Raw genomic sequence first — 16,700 nt, forward strand, 5'->3', positions numbered from 1 at the left:
ATTATGCGAAATATCATAACCTATGCAAATATGCATAATTTTGTGTAGGTTATTTAAGGAAATCATCAATTTTTGTATGGTTGCTTCGTATTTTGAATGTTGGCACAATTATTGCTTATATAATATATGAATGATTTACAAAGGGGGACTATATACAGTGCTAGATTTAAAAATGTATCTAAACGGTGAATGGAGAGATTCTAGTAATCAAGAGAAAAGACCGATTATTAACCCTGCGAATGGCAAGGTTATCGCATATGCACCTGAAGGAACAATCGAGGATGCAAAATACGCGATTGAAGTGGCACGAGCTACTTTTGATAGCGGAATTTGGTCAGAAACATCCGCTGCGGAAAGAGCATCTTATTTATTTAAAATAGCAGATGAAATTGATAAAAATTTAAAAGAACTTGCGCAACTTGAAACAATGGACAATGGAAAAACATATCGAGAGGCAGAAGGAGATATTGGAGATGCGGCAGCCTGTTTCCGCTATTATGCGGGGCTTATTACAAAACCAGACGGACAAACGTATCATGTAGCTGATCCGATGCAAGCTATGGTAGTGAGAGAGCCAGTTGGTGTTTGTGGTTTAATAGTTCCTTGGAATTATCCGTTATTAATGAGTGTTTGGAAAATTGCACCTGCTTTAGCAGCTGGAAACACAATTGTATTTAAGCCTTCTGAGGTTACACCAATCACTGCAACAAAATTATTTGAAATAATGGAAAAAGTAGAATTGCCAAAAGGTGTTGCCAATATGGTAATGGGAGCTGGACCAATAGTAGGAAATGAGATTGCAGCAAGTAATAAAGTTGATATGATTTCTTTTACAGGTGGAACAAAAACAGGAAAGCACATTATGAGAACAGCGGCAGATAATATGAAGAAGATTTCGTTAGAACTTGGTGGGAAATCTCCAAATATTATTTTTGCAGATGCAGATTTTGAAACAGCTGTTGATTATGCTCTGTTTGGTATTTATGCAGGTACTGGACAAGTATGTTCAGCAGGATCAAGGATTCTTGTAGAAGAAAGCGTTTACGATAAATTTGTTAATTGTTTTGTAGAACGAGCGAACCAAATTAATGTTGGACCTGGTGATAATCCAGAATCAGAGATGGGGCCACTTGTAAGTCAAGAGCATATGGAAAAAGTATTACGCTATATAGAGATTGGAAAAGATGAAGGAGCAGAAATTGCTTGCGGAGGAAAGCGTATAATGGCGGATGGGAAAGGTGACGGTTTCTTTATTGAACCAACGGCCTTTGTCAATGTGAAACCTGATATGCGTATTGTACAGGAAGAAATTTTTGGACCGGTTGTAGTAATCCAGAAGTTTAAGAATGAACAAGAAGCGATTGAGCTAGCAAATGGTACAGATTACGGCTTAGCCGGAGGTGTATTTACAGTTGATGGTGCCAAAGCGATGCGTGTAATCCGCAAGCTTCGCGCAGGAATTACGTGGATTAATAGTTATCACCCAACATACAACGAAGCACCTTGGGGTGGGTATAAGCAAAGTGGTATCGGTCGTAGTTTAGGAACGTTTGGTTTAGAGGAATTTCAAGAAATTAAGCAGATTAATATAAATCTAGAAGTAGAACCAATTGGTTGGTTTGCAAATAAAAAAACTATAGAGGTGAAATAGATGGGAACGAATGTGAAAAGTAAATCAAATGAGCAAGATGTGAACAATACAAGTGTAAATGAGTATATTACGAAAGTACTGCAATTAATTGAAAAAGATAAAGTTTCCGAGGAAGAAGCAAGCTGGATTACAAAAGAAACAGTAGATGGGTTCCGTGAACATGTAAACCCAGGCTTCCTTGCATATAGAAAAACGGTAACAAAAGATGGACAGTTCGCGGCAGTAGAATGGTCTGATGAAGGGTCTTGCTTCATGGATATCAATGGTAAAAAATATATTGATTGTTTAGGTGGATTCGGGATTTATAATGTTGGACACCGTAATCCAAAAGTGGTAAAGGCTGTAACGGATCAATTAAAGCGTCAAGCATTGCATAGTCAAGACTTATTAGATCCACTTCGTGCAATTCTTGCAAAGATTTTAGCGGATATTACACCGGGAGATTTGAAATATGCATTCTTTACAAATAGCGGGACAGAAAGTGTAGAGGCAGCATTAAAACTAGCAAAAATGTATAGTGAGCGAACAACTTTTATTGCAACAACGCGCGCCTTCCATGGTAAGAGCCTTGGTTCATTATCTGGAACAGCAAAAGGAATGTTCCGTAAGCCGTTCTTACCATTAATTCCAGGCTTCCGTCACGTTCCATTTGGTGATATCGAGATGATGAGAAAAACATTTGAAACGTGTGCTTTAGTAGGAGAAGATGTTGCAGCTGTTATCTTAGAACCAATTCAAGGCGAGGGTGGTATTATTTTACCTCCAGAAAACTACTTGAAACAAGTAAGAGAACTTTGTGATGAATTCGGATCACTACTTATTTTTGATGAAGTACAAACTGGAATGGGACGCACTGGGAAAATGTTTGCTGCGGAATTATACGATGTAGTACCAGATATTATTTGTCTTGCGAAAGCATTTGGCGGAGGGGTAATGCCAGCAGGTGCAATTGTGGCGAAAGAAAAAGTATTTAAAAGTTGGTTTGATAATCCATTCATGCATACAACAACGTTTGGTGGGAACCCACTTGCATGTGCAGCTGCAATCGCAACCATTCATGTGTTATTGGAAGATAAATTACCAGAACGAGCTGCGGAAGTTGGAGAGTATTTCTTAAATGGATTGAAAAAAGCAGCGGAAGGACATGAGGACAAAGTTTTTGAAATTCGTGGTCAAGGCTTAATGATTGGGATTGAATTCCATAAAGATGAAATTGGCTATGAAGTATCGAAGGCAATGTTTGATCAAGGTATTCTTGTTGCCGGAACACTAATTAACTCAAAAACAATTCGTATTGAGCCATCGCTAACAATTAGTTATGAAGAAGTAGATACAGTAATCAATGCATTTAAATCCGTGTTATCACAAGTGAAAGCACAATAATTCTTTTACACAATAACTTTTAAATACAAGCCAGTAAAACCACCATGCCGCTTTTCTTTCTAATTGGTTTTACTGGTTTTTACTATAGGAGGATAAGGAGTGGAAGGAGCACTACAAGGGATTACAATTATTGATTTATCTCGGGTTCTTGCTGGTCCTTTTTGTACGATGATTCTTGGTGATTTAGGAGCCAAAGTGATAAAAGTTGAAAATGTAGGAAATGGTGATGATACGAGAGGGTGGGGGCCCCCTTTTGTAGGAGGAGAAAGTGCGTATTTTCTTTGTGCAAATCGTAATAAAGAATCTATTACATTAAATTTAAAATCAGAAATGGGAAAGGAAGTTTTGACAAAGCTTATTTCTCATGCGGATATCGTTGTGCAAAATTTTAAGCCTGGAACACTTGAGCGAATGGGACTTGGGTATGAAGTATTAAAAAAGATGAGGGAAGATATTATTCTCGCCTCTATTAGTGGATTTGGTCAAAGTGGTCCTACTTCCCAACTTCCTGGCTATGATTATATGATTCAAGCAATGAGTGGACTTATGAGCATAACCGGAGGTAGAGATGAAGAGCCTGCAAAAGTAGGGGTTGCCATTTCAGATGTACTCACAGGGCTTTTTACGTGTATCGGAATTTTAGCCGCTTTGCAGCACCGAAATAGAACGGGAGAAGGACAAGAGATTGATATTTCATTATTTGATTCACAGTTAGCAGCATTAGTAAATGTAGCGAGCAATTATTTATGTACAGGTGAATTACCAGAGAGACTGGGCAATCAGCATCCGAATATTGTTCCGTATCAAGTATTTGAAGCGGAGGATGGTGATCTTGTTGTTGCGGTCGGAAACGATGAGCAGTTTTATAAGTTCTGTTTGTTGTTAGGTAGACAAGATTTATCCAGCCTAGAACGTTATAAAACAAATGCAGGCCGTCTTCAGCATAAAGATGAGCTCGTCAATATGATTGCAAATGAAATGAAGAAGAAAAAGAAAAAAGAATGGAAACAACTTTTGGATGAAGCGGGGATTCCAAATGGACCAATCCTCAATGTGAAAGAAGCGCTAGAAACAGAGCAGGCAATGGCGCGAGGTATGACAATTCATATGGACCATCCGACAATCGAAAACCTTAAACTTGTAGGTTCACCACTAAAGCTTTCAAAGTCACCAGTTCAGATGCAGAAACATCCGCCACTCCATGGGGAACATACAGAAAAGATTTTGCAAAGCCTTGGATATTCACAGGAAATCATTATGGAAATGACAAAAAATCAATACATATGAGGAGGCAGTACAAATGAATTTTTCATTAACAGAAGAACAACAAAGTGTTAGAAAAGTAGTGAGATCGTTTGTGGATAATGAAATTATTCCATACATTAAAGAATGGGATGAAAAAGGACATTTTGAACAAAAAATCTTGAAGCGTTTAGCAGAATTACAATTTATGGGCGTTTGTATCCCAGAACAATATGGCGGAGTGGGCATGGACTATAATACACTAGCTATTATTTGTGAAGAATTAGAACGTGGTGATACTGCTTTTCGTACAGCTGTATCTGTACATACGGGGCTAAATAGCATGACACTTCTTCAATGGGGAACAGAAGAGCAGAAACAAAAGTATCTTGTTCCACAAGCGAAAGGTGAAAAGATTGGGGCGTTCGGTTTAACGGAACCAAATGCAGGATCAGATGTCGTTGCTATGCAGACTACAGCAGTAAAACAAGGCGATTACTACGTATTAAATGGATCTAAAACATGGATTTCGTTATGTGATGTTGCAGATCACTTCTTAATATTTGCAAAAATAAATCCGGAATTGAAGCACCGAGGTATTTCTTGTTTTATTGTAGAACGAACATTTCCAGGAGTATCAACAAAAGCAATAAAAGGAAAGCTTGGTATTAGAGCTGGAAATACAGGTGAAGTGTTTTTAGATGATGTAAAAGTACCGATAGAGAATCTCCTTGGAGAAGAAGGGGAAGGATTTAAAATTGCTATGTCTTCATTAGATAACGGACGCTTTACAGTAGCTGCAGGTGCATGTGGACTTATTCAAGCAAGTCTGGAAGCAAGTGTAAAGTATTGTGAAGAGCGTCAAACATTCGGAAAAGAAATTGGAAAACATCAGCTTGTACAACAAATGATTGCGAAAATGTCTGCAAATCTTGAAATATCACGTTTATTGGTTTATAAAGCAGGGTGGTTGAAAAACGAAGGGAAACGTAATACGCGTGAAACGTCTTTAGCAAAATGGATCGCTTGTGACGCTGCATTTGAAGCGGCAAATGATGCAGTGCAGGTGCACGGAGCATATGGATATTCAAATGAATTTCCAGTAGAACGATATTTACGAAATGCAAAGGCTCCAGTTATTTACGAAGGAACACGTGAGATTCATACCATTATGCAAGCGGAATACGCACTTGGTTATCGCTCTGATAAGGAACTTCGTAATATGTTACCGAAGTGGCCTTTTGAAGAAAGTGAGGCAGAAATGGTAACGAAATAAAATAGGAGGGCAGTGCAACGAAGGTTGCACTGCCTTTTTTATTATCTTTTCAACTTACAAGTATTTACATACATTTTGTCTTAGTGTACTATTTAACTAGTACACTAAGACAAAAGGAGGGGGGAAATGAAAATTGAGTTTTCTCCTAACATACCGATTTATATTCAGGTGATGGAATACATAAAAAAAGAAATTGTAACAGGTCATTTATTACCTGGTGAAAAAATTCCTTCTGTACGCGAATTAGCGAGTGAGTTACAAGTCAATCCAAATACAATTCAGCGTACATTTCAAGAACTAGAGAGAGAAGGTATCGTTGTAACACGCAGAGGAATGGGAAGATATGTAACGAGCGAAGGGGAGAAAATTATGGAGCTGCGCAAAGGTATGGCGAAAGAGTTGCTTCATTCTTTTATAAATGGAATGGATAATTTAGGATTTTCAGAAGAGGAAATTCTCTCGATTCTTCGTTCTTCATTGGAAGAGAAAAGGGAGGAGAAATGATGATGAACTTGCTCGAAATTAAGGAATTATGGAAGCGATATGGGTTAAAGGCAGTCATTCGCGATGTAAATCTAGTGATTACAGAAGGGAAAATCATTGGTCTTGTTGGCGATAACGGCAGTGGTAAGACAACATTATTAAAAATGATTGCAGGTTTGCAGCATCCTTCAGAAGGGAATATCAAAATTGCAAGAGAGAATGTAGGCTTAGAAACAAAAAAAATTGTTTCATTTATGCCAGATCGACCAGTATTTGATGAATGGATGACTGTAAAGGATGCTTTATTTTTCTATCGTGACTTTTATCCAGACTTTGATATTCAAAAGGCGGTTGATAAGGTCGCTGAATTTAAAATACCGCTGGAGGAAAAGATTACAGCTTTGTCAAAAGGAATGGTTGAGAAACTGCAGCTTATTTTAACATTTTCAAGAAAAGCGAAACTATATATATTAGATGAACCGCTTGGCGGGATTGATCCTGTTTCACGGGAGCATGTGCTAGAACTTATTTTGCAGTTTTATCGTGAGGATAGTACGATTTTAATTTCTACTCATTTAATTGGTGAAATTGAAAATATTTTTGATGAAGTTATTTTTTTGAAGGATGGAGAGATTGTACTACATGAGAATGTAGAAGAACTTCGTTTTAAAAGAGGGAAAGCGGTGACTGAATTGTTTAAGGATGTGTTTGGAAAATGAGTCAAACCCTTCGATATTTATACAATTGTAATAAAAAGAAGATATGGGCGATTTATTTTGGATTTATTACTATTTCATTAATTCTATTATTTAATATGAAGGGATGTACGGGAGTAAGGTTTTCAAGTAGACAAGATATAACATTAATCATATTTATATTCTTATTTTGTATAACTGCATTTTCTATCTTCTTACTAGCGCTTTCTTCTTTCCGACAAATAGTAAGAGGCTCTATGATTTGGTATGCAGCAATTCCATCAAAGAAATATATATACGCGAATTTGTTATTATTTGTAATCATGTTTAGCTTGTTGTCTTTAATAGGAATTGCTTTTTTACATTTTCTTTCCATAAACATATATGGGAATAAAGCAAATGGAGAGGTACAGCAAGCCATTAGTAGCTTATACAATTATGGTCTATTACACCACCTGTTCTCCCTCTTCTTATGGATTATAGATTTAGTAAGTACATTAGTTTCTCTGTATTTCATAATCATAGTTGTAAAACTATTTAATTTGAAATCTTCATTAAATAAAATGTTATTTATCATTTTATTTGTTGTTTTCGGTGGAATTCAGTTTTTTATAACTAATATGATAGATAAAATAAATATATATGTGTTTTCGATAAAAAATGTTGGGGTAATAGATAAAAATGGCTTTTTTGAAACATCTTTTTATTTGAGTGATACTTCAAATATTTCTTATCTAATTTTTAATTTATTATCAATTTATTTATTGGTGGTAATAACAAGTCATATCATCGATAAAAAACTAGAAATCTAAAGGGGGAACAATCATTGGGAAACGTAGTAGTAAAATTAGAGAATGTCCATAAAAAAATAGGGAAAAACGAAATTATTCGTGGTCTTTCGTTTGAGGTATGTGAAGGGGAAGTATACGGATTTCTTGGTCCAAATGGGAGCGGGAAAACGACGACAATTCGGATGATGACCGGTCTTATTGCAATGACAGAAGGAGATATTACAATTTGTGGTCATAGCATTCGTACAGAACGTGAGAAGGCGTTAGAACACATTGGGGCTATTGTCGAAAATCCGGAATTATATGATTATATGACAGGGATGCAAAATGTAAAGCATTTTGCGAATATGGCAATTAAGCCGATTAGTAAAGAACGTATTACTGAAATTGTAAAACTTGTGGAGTTAGAGCATGCCATTCATAAAAAGGTAAAGACATATTCACTTGGAATGAAGCAACGTCTTGGAATTGCACAAGCACTTCTTCATAATCCGAAAGTTCTTATCCTAGATGAACCAACAAACGGATTAGATCCAGCTGGTATTCGTCAAATTCGTGATTATTTACAACGATTAGCGAAAGAGGAAAATATCGCTGTCATCGTATCGAGTCATTTATTAAGCGAGATTGAACTGATGTGTGATCGTGTTGTTATCATTAAGAATGGTCAATTTGTACAAGCATATAACTTACATGAACAAGCGAAGAATGATGAAACGGTTGCTGTAACTTTTGAGGTGAATCAGATTCAGCGTGCAAATGAAGTGATTAAAGGTAAAGTGCAAGAAAATGTTGTTGTTGTCTCCGTAATGAAAGAAGAAATTCCGCAGATTGTGAAACAACTTGTGCATTCGGATATTCTCGTATATGGCGTTACAGTGCAAAATAAAACGTTAGAAGATGAGTTCTTAGCGATTACCGGGGGAGTGAAAGCATAATGTTAAAATTAATTCAAAATGAATTATTAAAGTTACATGCGAAAAAAGGGATGTATATATTGATAGGTGTGATTGCTACGTTAGAAATTCTTGGTGCTTTTGTAATGGTGAAATGGGGGGAAGCGAAAGATCTTAAAGGAACCTATCTAGATTATGCGATGACAGATACAGGTATAGTTATTTTATTTGTAACAATCTTTGGTATTACCATTGCATCGCGAACGATTACTGATGAATTCCAAAAAGGAACAATTAAGCAGCTGTTAATTCGCCCAAGAAAAAGGATTATGATTTTATTTTCTAAATATGTTTCGGTTTTATTAACGATGCTTTTTGTTATCGTTACAGGTACCTTAATTACAATGGTTATGGGTGCAATCGTTATGGATGGTGGTAAAACAGAATTAACGCTAGGGGTATTGTTTAAAGCGCTCTCATATAAACTTGTGTCTCCATTCTTCTTTGCAACACTTTCCTTCTTCTTGGCAAATGTTTTTCGAAAATCAGTATTACCATTAATCATTGCACTGTTTCTATTCTTCTTACAAGGAGCAATTAGCATGATGCTCATGATGTTTGTTAAAGGAGTAGCTAAGTTTGTTGTATTCTCGCATTTAGATTTAAGTATATATGATGGTAATAAACTAATTAGCGGTGGTGCTACACCACCATTTACAGAATTCACTTTTACAACATCATTACTGCTCGTACTTGCTTATTTTGTAGTGTTACTTGTTTCATCAAGCGTACTATTTCAAAAACGTGATGTATTATAAACTGCTAATATATAGGAGCAGGTAAATGGAATCAATGTAATATTTGTTACGACAACAGGTGCATAATCCTCTTTATTCCTATTATAATAATATATTTTGGGAAAATAGGTATAAAAAAACGACATTTAACATTAAAACAGAAAATCTGATAAAGAAGAAATTCCGAAAAACAGATTTCGTATTATATAGTTTAATAGATATATTATGTAAGAGTAAACTGAGAAAAATAGGAAGAATTTTGATGATATTCATATTACAATATAACTATGAATATCATCTTGGGGGTGTTTTATATTCAGTACGCATTTTCACGTATACGACTTCGGAGTTTTTTTGCATGGATGATTTTAGGGATGTTAGTAACGGTGCTGCCGCTGGACATTATGGGAGCTTCAGATAGTGTCATGGATGTTGCGGTGCAAATTTCGGTGTTTTTTGTATTTCCACTATTATGGTTATATTTTAAAACAAGAAAAAACAATATTATATTTACTAGTTTCTTTGATAAATCTTCACGATTAAACTGGAAGTTGATTGTAATTGCAACTGCAATGGGAATGATTTTTTCATTCGGTGTATCTTTTATTCAATTTTACATACTAGCACATATTTTTCCTAATTTCTTGGTTGACATGTTGAACGATAATGGTGTGATTGATATGAGCAGTATTTCTACACAGATATTCGGTTTCATTTCAGCATGTATTTTTGCACCAATCATGGAAGAAGTCATTTTTCGAGGTTTCTTCTTACAGCGTATGACGTTTAAATGGGGAATAAAACGAGCTGTGATTGTGTCCTCCCTTATTTTTGGTTTAGGTCATTTTGATATCGTTGGTGCTTTTGTATTCGGTGTTGTGATGTGCCTTCTTTACATTAAAACGAAAAATATATGGACGAATATTGCTGTTCATGCATTGAATAATTGTATTGCAACCACCATCCAATTAACGAGTGGAGAAGGAACAGACGATGCTATTTCGATTGCTGAATTACAAGGACAAAGTAATTTATGGATTGGACTTATTGTGATTCTTATCAGTTTACTATGGTTAGTACCTTTTATTCGAAAAAATTGGCGAACTGTAAAAGAAGTAGGAGTACCGTCTCTTCGTTTCATCAATGAAGATAAGGCCTCTATACCATTACAGAAAAATGAAACATATAGTCAAGTCATTGTAACAGATCGACTCATGGCGGTAGAATTGCCGGATGAAGCCGTGAATCAGTTAGCACTAGAACAGAATGATTATGTAACGGTTACGGTAGAGGATAATCAAATTATTATAAGAAAAGCAAAATAGTAATAAAAGTATGAGAAACGAAAAGGCAGCTCTCCAATATTACTAAGGAGAGCTACTATTTTAATGGATAACAATTTCAACGTGAAAGTTGTTACCGTTTTTTACATATTTAATATCTGTGACTGTACGAACTGTTTTTAAAATTTCCACCTTTTCCCCAATTCGAGGGATGGTGGGAACATTGTCCCAAATGCCAAGTAAATCATCTACTTGAGTTGTTTTTTCGTAAAACCAAATTTTCAATGTAATGCCCCTTTCTCGAACTTTGTGTATTTTAATACATAATAAATCATTTTTATTCTTTTTGTAAGGGGTTTTTTATGGAATTTTGAATAAAAATTAATTTTATTTTTCTGGGAAAATGTGTTCGATATCAGGAGTAAGGGATACTTCTGATAATACGATATGAGAAACGGTTGTTGCATATGAAGAAACATCATTAATAAATTCTTCAAGTTCAACTAATGACGGGACAGAAATTTTAACGATATAACAAAGGCTTCCTGTTACGCGATAGCAAAAGCTTGCGGATGGATACGATTGAATAAATTGTTGCATGCGCGTTGTATCACCATTTTTTAAGGTTATTTCTAAAATACAGTCTAAAACGAGTCCAGCTTTTTTATAATCAATATCAATTGTATACTTTTGAATGACGCCTTCACTCTCTAATTTACGAACACGTTCTGCAGTAGAAGGTGCGGATAAATTTACTCGTTTTGATAATTCCCGCATAGAGAGACGACTATCATTATATAATTCATTTAAAATTTTACGATCAATACGATCTAATTGCATTTGTAAATATACCTCCAATAAACTAATAATTTTTGTAAAGAAAATATATAAATTAAGATTCATATGAAATGTAAAACGGGTCCATTTTATTTTACAATAAAATAGAAAGGAATAGGGGGAGAAATGATGGAGAGAATTTCATTATCAGATGCAGGAGAAACAAAGTTTCAAAAATTATTAGGGCATAGCCCAGCTATATTACAATCTTGGAGTACACTTGAAAGGACTTTATATGAAAAGGGAAGTCTTTCTGAAGAGTTAAAGGAGCAAGTACGGAGAACACTTGCGTTTGGAAATGAATGTATGTATTGTATGGCAAAGGGAAAACCAGATGATGTACAAAAAATAGAGGAGATTAGCACCGCTGTTACTTTTGCACATGTATTTGTACATAATCGTTCAGCGATAGATGATAAGATGTTTGATGTGTTAAAACAGTATTGGAGTGAGGTAGAGATTGTAGAACTCTGTGCATATATTTGCTTTATTACAGCTTCACAACAACTTGGATTTTTATTTCAATTACAGCCAGGAGAATAGGAGGAGAAGTAGTGAATCAACCAGCACTAATTATAATTGATGTACAAAAAGCGTTTAATCTCTCGTACTGGGGAGAGCGAAATAACCCTTTAGCAGAAGAAAATATGAAGCGTTTATTAGAAGAGTGGAGAAGAAGAAGGCTACCAATATTTCATATTCAGCATGTGAATAAAGAAAATGTAGAGTCGATGTTATATCTAAGTGCAGAAACCGTTCACTTTAAAGAAGAAGTCCAGCCATTACAAGGTGAAATTGTTATTCAAAAGAGTGTGAACAGTGCATTCATTGGAACTGATTTAGAAAAGCAATTAAACGAAAAAAACTGCGAGTCGATTGTTATTGTTGGATTAACGACGAATCACTGTGTCGAGACAACAACTCGGATGGCTGGAAACTTAGGATTTTCAACGTACTTAGTAAGTGATGCGACAGCTACATTTAACCGAAAAGGACCAGATGGAGTAAAATATTGTGCTGACGAAATTCATAATATGACACTAGTGAATCTGCATGAAGAGTTTGCTACTATTGTTATAACATTGGAGACAGTAGAGAAGATAAGGTTGAGTCAGTTAAATTGATACTATTTTAATAAAATATTTGAATAATTATGTGGAAAAAAATAAGAATATTTTGTATAATCAAAGTACAATTATTTTGAAACAGGGGTGGCAGCATATGGAGCAAATTCCAGTAAAGAAAATAGAAACAGTACTTGTTTTAGCAGAAGAGGATAAACAAAAACAAAAGGAATTTTATGAATTGTTGCTAACAACTCATTTTTATGTTACTGGATCTATAGAGGCGGATGATTCTGCATCAGAAGGAACACTTCGTTTGCGTTATTTCCAAGGAGAGGGTAGATGGATTGTACCATTCTTTACACAATTAGAATTTGTGAAAGAAGTGTTGCCGGAAGAAACGCCCCTTATTACGATACGTGGAAAAGAATTGTTTGAAAATCTAGATAAAGAAGCAACAGCGGTATTGAATGTTGGTACGGAGATTAGTAAAACATTTATTCCAGAAGAAATTGCGGATATAGCATCTGGAAGAATTTTCAATTATTATCAATAAAAGAGTAAGTGTTGAAATTACTTTTTTGCAATTAACACAGCATAACAAAAAGGAAAAGCGATACATACTTTTCCTTTTTTTGTGTAAATAAAAAATTGCATCGAACACTTCTATTTATCGCAATATTGGTCAGTAACAAGGCTAATAATTAATGAAGGGGAAGAAAAACATTACGGATTAAAAGTTCATTTTATATGCATGTTACACCAGAAGGAATAGAAAATGTATTTTTTTCCGTATTTATTGTAGCAGTCACACCGAGTGGTATTCCGACATTTGGTTGTATATGCCCAATAGGAAGACCGAATAATACAGGAATATTGTATGGTGCGAGATAGTCATACAATATGTTTTGTAATGATAGGGACTGCTTTGAGGTAATACAGTTATGGCAGCTTGTGAATACAATCCCTGCACACTCATTCAATTTTCCTGCTAAATGTAATTGGTTGAACATGCGATCAATACGATACGGCTCTTCTCCAACATCTTCAAGTAATACAATTTTATTTGCTGTATAGATTTCATAGGATGTACCTAGTGTACTTACCAATACGGTTAAATTGCCTCCAGTTAATGGTGCAGAAACAATGCAGGTAGATGTGGCATTGATACATTCTGCTGCTTGTAAAATAGTAGAATACGGATGGAATAGTTGATTGAAAGAGGAGAATGAGAGAGAATCAATTCCTCTGCCTAATTCCTCAATCATCGGTCCATGGAAGGTAACAAGTCCTGTATATTGTGAAAAAGCAATATGCAAAGAAGTAATATCGCTATACCCCCAAAAAATTTTGGGGGTATTTTGAATGAGTTCATATTGAATATAAGGGAGAAGACGACCGCTCCCATATCCACCTTTTGCGCAAAAAACAGCTTTCACTTTAGGGTTTGCAAATGCTTCGTGTATATCATGAAGGCGGATTGCATTATTTCCAGCTAGATAGCCGTATTTCTCGTAAACACTTTGACCAATTATTACGGATAGACCCATTTTTTCCAATACTTTTTTTCCTGTAAGGACCTGTTCTATTACTGGTGGTCCTGCTGGAGCAATAATCATTACCGTATCGCCTTGTTGTAAGGCAGTTGGTTGAATCATGTAAATCTCCTCCTTCACTTTCAATATATTCGTTTATAGCCAGTTCAATCCTATTAAAAGAAGGAAAAACTTGTTGAAACAAGAAGGTATAAGAGGGGATAGGAAGGGAGAAGAATGATGTTTACAAGCAGAGTAACTGATATATTACAAATAAAATATCCAATTATTCAAGCGGGCATGGCAGGAGCAATTACGACACCAGAACTTGTTGCGGCTGTAAGTAATAGTGGGGGATTAGGAACACTTGGGGCTGGCTATATGGGTCCAGAACAAATTCGTCAATCTATTTATAAAATACGAGAGTTAACAGATAAGCCGTTCGCAGTCAATCTGTTGCTTACGAAGGAAATACAAATTGAAGAAGAAAAAGTACAAACAGCTAGAATTTTATTAGAGTCGATACGAAAAGAATTAGATATTGATGAGTATAATCAACCCTTGCAACTTCCGAAAAGTTATAAAGAACAACTACAAGTGTTAAGGGAAGAAAAAGTTCCAGTTGTCAGCTTTGCATTTCACACGTTAGAACAAGAGGAAATGGCATTATTGAAGAAAGAGAACATAAAGATAATTGGCACAGCTACAAATGTAGCAGAAGCGAAGGTGCTTGCTGAATTAGAGGTAGATGTAATTGTTGGACAAGGTAGCGAAGCTGGGGGACACCGTGGGACATTTATTGGAAATGAGCAAGATTCTATGATTGGTACATTTGCATTAATTCCACAAATGGTAGCCGCAGTACCACATATCCCAATTATAGCGGCAGGTGGTATTATGAATGGACAAGGTGTTGTTGCAGCTTATGTATTAGGTGCAGAAGGCGTTCAAATGGGGTCTGCCTTTTTAACAAGCGAAGAGAGTATTACACACGATGTGCATAAAGAAGCAGTATTACAAAGTACGGATACAAGTACAACTGTAACAAGGGCATTTTCTGGGAAATACGCAAGAGGTATTCGGAATATATTTATAGATCGGCATGAGGGAAAAGAAGGCGGTCTCCCCATGTATCCAGTGCAAAATGTATTAACTTCGAAAATACGTCAAGAAGCAGCAAAACAAAATAAAGGAGAATATATGTCACTTTGGGCTGGACAAGCTTCCTCATTAGCAAGAAAAGACTCAGCAGAGCAAATTGTTAAACAGGTGATTGAAGAAGTAGAAGTAACGGTAAACAAATTGCAAGATGCATACACAAAAAGACCACTTGAATAAATCAAGCGGTCTTTTTGTTAGTTTGCTTTATAAAATTGCTGGATGGCTTGGTCGATGTATACCCAACCTTTCCAGCCTAAGTGCATATGATCTTTTAAGAAGTACTTGTCATACTCATGGTTTGAGAAGTCAGCAATTGGATAGCCAGCTTGCTGAATTTGCTCATGAACTTTCTTATAGTATAATTCGCGTCGTTCTTTCGGGAATCCAGCATAATCATACCAAGGGCCTTTTACAGGAACAGAAATGAAGAGTGGTTTTGCACCGGATTGTTTTAATAAATCAAGAGCAATTTGTAAATCTTCATATTCTGGAGAGTTTTCATAAGAATCATGTTTTAAGTAACCTTTGCGTTGTTTCAATTTCTGTTTAATTTTGCTATTGAAATAACCATCCTCGATACCATATTCATTTGATTGAGATTCTAATTTACCAGTTTGATCTGCCTGTTTACGTACTTCTTCCCAGTTCATTTGTTTCAATGAAGGATCAAGCTTTTCTTTATGCGGTTTAATATCGAACATTGCTGTAAATATGTCCTTACGATCTAATATATTGCGGTAAAGATAAGCGAAAGGTTTCGCAGCAAGTGCTTTTATTTGATGCGTCGTATCATCATAGACAATACCTTCTAAAGATGTTTTTAATAGCGTTTCTTTCTTTACAATTTCAAAGTTCAATAAACGTTTTGCAATCTTCTTTTTCATTTCAGGCTTTAAATCATTGTTAAAAATGAGGTGGTAGCCTTGTTGTTTTGAAAAGTTAGGTGCAAAGTGTGTTTCATCAATTCCCTGTGGTACAAACCACTGTGGTGAAAGGACAAAAATCATTTTTTTATCTTTTAATTGATCCATTGTAGATGCAAAGTTTAGCACATGGACAAGGTCCTGTGTTCCGCCACGACCAAGAAGGAATGGCGTGAATCCTGCGGGTTTTACTTTAAAGTAATTGGATGGGTGAAAAGCATCCATTCTTGCAAATTCCGATGAACCATACATCGGAAGGTATTTCGGATCTTCTAACATTTTTTGCTGTAAAACCATACTTTGTATTTTCTCTGGTTTTAGAGAAGTTGCCGCTTCCTCTACTTTTTTATCACTTACAAGTGGAAGGAGAAAGCGTGTTGGGATAAGTAAGAATACAGCAAAAAGGGCCAATGCTAAGAGCATCGGTCCAAAGGTTGCTTTTTTCATCGGATTTCTTCCAACTTTTTGATAATCATGTTTGGTGTTGCCCACTCATCACGATCAAAATCAGAAATAGATACTTCGATATCTAGACGTTCTTGGAATTCTACTAATAAAGATACTGTACCGAAAGAATCAAGGATACCTTCTTCAAATAATTGTACATCTGGATTTTCTTTTACAATATCATTTTCACAAACTTCTTCTAAAATATCTAATACTTGATCTTTAAATTCTGCCAT

The 16,700-nt window shown here is 35.5% G+C and carries 19 protein-coding genes; 14 read left to right on the forward strand and 5 right to left on the reverse strand.

The features are described from left to right. Nucleotides 1-157 precede the first annotated feature (157 nt). From BLV40_RS13640 to BLV40_RS13685, 10 genes are all read left to right on the forward strand, one after another. Nucleotides 158-1,651: an aldehyde dehydrogenase family protein gene (locus tag BLV40_RS13640; protein ID WP_090690913.1), complete on the forward strand. Its 1,494-nt coding sequence runs from the start codon at nucleotides 158-160 to the stop codon at nucleotides 1,649-1,651. Continuing rightward, complete coding sequence (locus tag BLV40_RS13645; protein ID WP_026591341.1) at nucleotides 1,652-3,034, forward strand: putrescine aminotransferase; 1,383 nt, start codon at nucleotides 1,652-1,654, stop codon at nucleotides 3,032-3,034. Between the two features lie 99 nt (nucleotides 3,035-3,133). Then, entirely contained in the window at nucleotides 3,134-4,321 is a 1,188-nt protein-coding gene (locus BLV40_RS13650; RefSeq protein WP_090690916.1) for a CaiB/BaiF CoA transferase family protein, read from the forward strand. 13 nt (nucleotides 4,322-4,334) lie between these two features. Then, a complete protein-coding gene (locus BLV40_RS13655; RefSeq protein WP_090690919.1) occupies nucleotides 4,335-5,552 on the forward strand; it encodes an acyl-CoA dehydrogenase family protein in 1,218 nt (405 codons plus the stop codon). 126 nt (nucleotides 5,553-5,678) lie between these two features. Further along, nucleotides 5,679-6,056 carry a GntR family transcriptional regulator gene (locus tag BLV40_RS13660; protein ID WP_026591338.1) on the forward strand — a complete coding sequence of 126 codons (378 nt, stop codon included), beginning with the start codon at nucleotides 5,679-5,681 and terminating at the stop codon, nucleotides 6,054-6,056. After that, the gene (locus tag BLV40_RS13665) at nucleotides 6,056-6,754 is read left to right on the forward strand and encodes an ABC transporter ATP-binding protein (protein ID WP_026591337.1); all 699 of its coding nucleotides are present in this window, start codon (nucleotides 6,056-6,058) and stop codon (nucleotides 6,752-6,754) included. The genes BLV40_RS13660 and BLV40_RS13665 overlap by 1 nt, the downstream gene beginning before the upstream one ends. Next, complete coding sequence (locus tag BLV40_RS13670; protein WP_090690921.1) at nucleotides 6,751-7,542, forward strand: ABC transporter permease; 792 nt, start codon at nucleotides 6,751-6,753, stop codon at nucleotides 7,540-7,542. The genes BLV40_RS13665 and BLV40_RS13670 overlap by 4 nt, the downstream gene beginning before the upstream one ends. Before the next feature lie 14 nt (nucleotides 7,543-7,556). Then, nucleotides 7,557-8,459, forward strand: coding sequence for an ABC transporter ATP-binding protein (locus tag BLV40_RS13675; RefSeq protein WP_090690924.1), 903 nt, complete (start codon nucleotides 7,557-7,559; stop codon nucleotides 8,457-8,459). Beyond that, nucleotides 8,459-9,235, forward strand: coding sequence for an ABC transporter permease (locus tag BLV40_RS13680; protein ID WP_090690926.1), 777 nt, complete (start codon nucleotides 8,459-8,461; stop codon nucleotides 9,233-9,235). The genes BLV40_RS13675 and BLV40_RS13680 overlap by 1 nt, the downstream gene beginning before the upstream one ends. 293 nt (nucleotides 9,236-9,528) lie before the next feature. Next, nucleotides 9,529-10,539, forward strand: coding sequence for a CPBP family intramembrane glutamic endopeptidase (locus BLV40_RS13685; protein ID WP_090691217.1), 1,011 nt, complete (start codon nucleotides 9,529-9,531; stop codon nucleotides 10,537-10,539). Between the two features lie 60 nt (nucleotides 10,540-10,599). Here BLV40_RS13685 and BLV40_RS13690 read toward each other — a convergent pair whose 3' ends face one another. Then, nucleotides 10,600-10,782 carry a DUF3913 family protein gene (locus BLV40_RS13690; protein ID WP_026591332.1) on the reverse strand — a complete coding sequence of 61 codons (183 nt, stop codon included), beginning with the start codon at nucleotides 10,780-10,782 and terminating at the stop codon, nucleotides 10,600-10,602. 102 nt (nucleotides 10,783-10,884) lie between these two features. Then, the gene (locus tag BLV40_RS13695; protein ID WP_026591331.1) at nucleotides 10,885-11,337 is read right to left on the reverse strand and encodes an Lrp/AsnC family transcriptional regulator; all 453 of its coding nucleotides are present in this window, start codon (nucleotides 11,335-11,337) and stop codon (nucleotides 10,885-10,887) included. Between the two features lie 123 nt (nucleotides 11,338-11,460). Here BLV40_RS13695 and BLV40_RS13700 point away from each other — a divergent pair, with 123 nt between their 5' ends. The 3 genes from BLV40_RS13700 (at nucleotide 11,461) to BLV40_RS13710 (ending at nucleotide 12,954) form a co-directional block, all read left to right on the forward strand. Next, entirely contained in the window at nucleotides 11,461-11,877 is a 417-nt protein-coding gene (locus BLV40_RS13700; RefSeq protein WP_231503918.1) for a carboxymuconolactone decarboxylase family protein, read from the forward strand. After that, nucleotides 11,874-12,458, forward strand: coding sequence for a cysteine hydrolase family protein (locus tag BLV40_RS13705; protein WP_090691220.1), 585 nt, complete (start codon nucleotides 11,874-11,876; stop codon nucleotides 12,456-12,458). The genes BLV40_RS13700 and BLV40_RS13705 overlap by 4 nt, the downstream gene beginning before the upstream one ends. A 97-nt stretch (nucleotides 12,459-12,555) precedes the next feature. Beyond that, nucleotides 12,556-12,954, forward strand: coding sequence for an SseB family protein (locus tag BLV40_RS13710; protein WP_090690928.1), 399 nt, complete (start codon nucleotides 12,556-12,558; stop codon nucleotides 12,952-12,954). Between the two features lie 190 nt (nucleotides 12,955-13,144). Here the strand turns inward: BLV40_RS13710 and BLV40_RS13715 are convergent, their stop codons facing one another. Next, entirely contained in the window at nucleotides 13,145-14,056 is a 912-nt protein-coding gene (locus BLV40_RS13715) for a S66 peptidase family protein (protein ID WP_090690930.1), read from the reverse strand. A 117-nt stretch (nucleotides 14,057-14,173) separates the two neighbouring features. Here BLV40_RS13715 and BLV40_RS13720 point away from each other — a divergent pair, with 117 nt between their 5' ends. Further along, the gene (locus BLV40_RS13720; RefSeq protein ID WP_090691223.1) at nucleotides 14,174-15,271 is read left to right on the forward strand and encodes an NAD(P)H-dependent flavin oxidoreductase; all 1,098 of its coding nucleotides are present in this window, start codon (nucleotides 14,174-14,176) and stop codon (nucleotides 15,269-15,271) included. Between the two features lie 17 nt (nucleotides 15,272-15,288). Here the strand turns inward: BLV40_RS13720 and dltD are convergent, their stop codons facing one another. Together dltD and dltC are read right to left on the reverse strand one after the other, a co-directional pair. Further along, nucleotides 15,289-16,464 carry a D-alanyl-lipoteichoic acid biosynthesis protein DltD gene (gene dltD, locus BLV40_RS13725; protein WP_026591325.1) on the reverse strand — a complete coding sequence of 392 codons (1,176 nt, stop codon included), beginning with the start codon at nucleotides 16,462-16,464 and terminating at the stop codon, nucleotides 15,289-15,291. Beyond that, a complete protein-coding gene (dltC, locus tag BLV40_RS13730; RefSeq protein ID WP_003196126.1) occupies nucleotides 16,461-16,700 on the reverse strand; it encodes a D-alanine--poly(phosphoribitol) ligase subunit DltC in 240 nt (79 codons plus the stop codon). Before dltC ends, dltD begins: the two co-directional genes overlap by 4 nt.

The organism is Bacillus sp. 166amftsu, from assembly GCF_900107445.1.
In the GTDB taxonomy this organism is placed as follows: domain Bacteria; phylum Bacillota; class Bacilli; order Bacillales; family Bacillaceae_G; genus Bacillus_A; species Bacillus_A arachidis.

Excerpts from the sequence above, each read along its gene's own strand:
- BLV40_RS13645 (WP_026591341.1), top strand. The coding sequence starts at position 1,652 with ATGGGAACGAATGTGAAAAGTAAATCAAATGAGCAAGATGTGAACAAT.
- BLV40_RS13655 (WP_090690919.1), top strand. The coding sequence starts at position 4,335 with ATGAATTTTTCATTAACAGAAGAACAACAAAGTGTTAGAAAAGTAGTG.
- BLV40_RS13660 (WP_026591338.1), top strand. The coding sequence starts at position 5,679 with ATGAAAATTGAGTTTTCTCCTAACATACCGATTTATATTCAGGTGATG.
- BLV40_RS13665 (WP_026591337.1), top strand. The coding sequence starts at position 6,056 with ATGATGAACTTGCTCGAAATTAAGGAATTATGGAAGCGATATGGGTTA.
- BLV40_RS13670 (WP_090690921.1), top strand. The coding sequence starts at position 6,751 with ATGAGTCAAACCCTTCGATATTTATACAATTGTAATAAAAAGAAGATA.
- BLV40_RS13680 (WP_090690926.1), top strand. The coding sequence starts at position 8,459 with ATGTTAAAATTAATTCAAAATGAATTATTAAAGTTACATGCGAAAAAA.
- BLV40_RS13695 (WP_026591331.1), bottom strand. The coding sequence starts at position 11,337 with ATGCAATTAGATCGTATTGATCGTAAAATTTTAAATGAATTATATAAT.
- BLV40_RS13700 (WP_231503918.1), top strand. The coding sequence starts at position 11,461 with ATGATGGAGAGAATTTCATTATCAGATGCAGGAGAAACAAAGTTTCAA.
- BLV40_RS13710 (WP_090690928.1), top strand. The coding sequence starts at position 12,556 with ATGGAGCAAATTCCAGTAAAGAAAATAGAAACAGTACTTGTTTTAGCA.
- BLV40_RS13715 (WP_090690930.1), bottom strand. The coding sequence starts at position 14,056 with ATGATTCAACCAACTGCCTTACAACAAGGCGATACGGTAATGATTATT.
- BLV40_RS13720 (WP_090691223.1), top strand. The coding sequence starts at position 14,174 with ATGTTTACAAGCAGAGTAACTGATATATTACAAATAAAATATCCAATT.
- dltD (WP_026591325.1), bottom strand. The coding sequence starts at position 16,464 with ATGAAAAAAGCAACCTTTGGACCGATGCTCTTAGCATTGGCCCTTTTT.
- dltC (WP_003196126.1), bottom strand. The coding sequence starts at position 16,700 with ATGGCAGAATTTAAAGATCAAGTATTAGATATTTTAGAAGAAGTTTGT.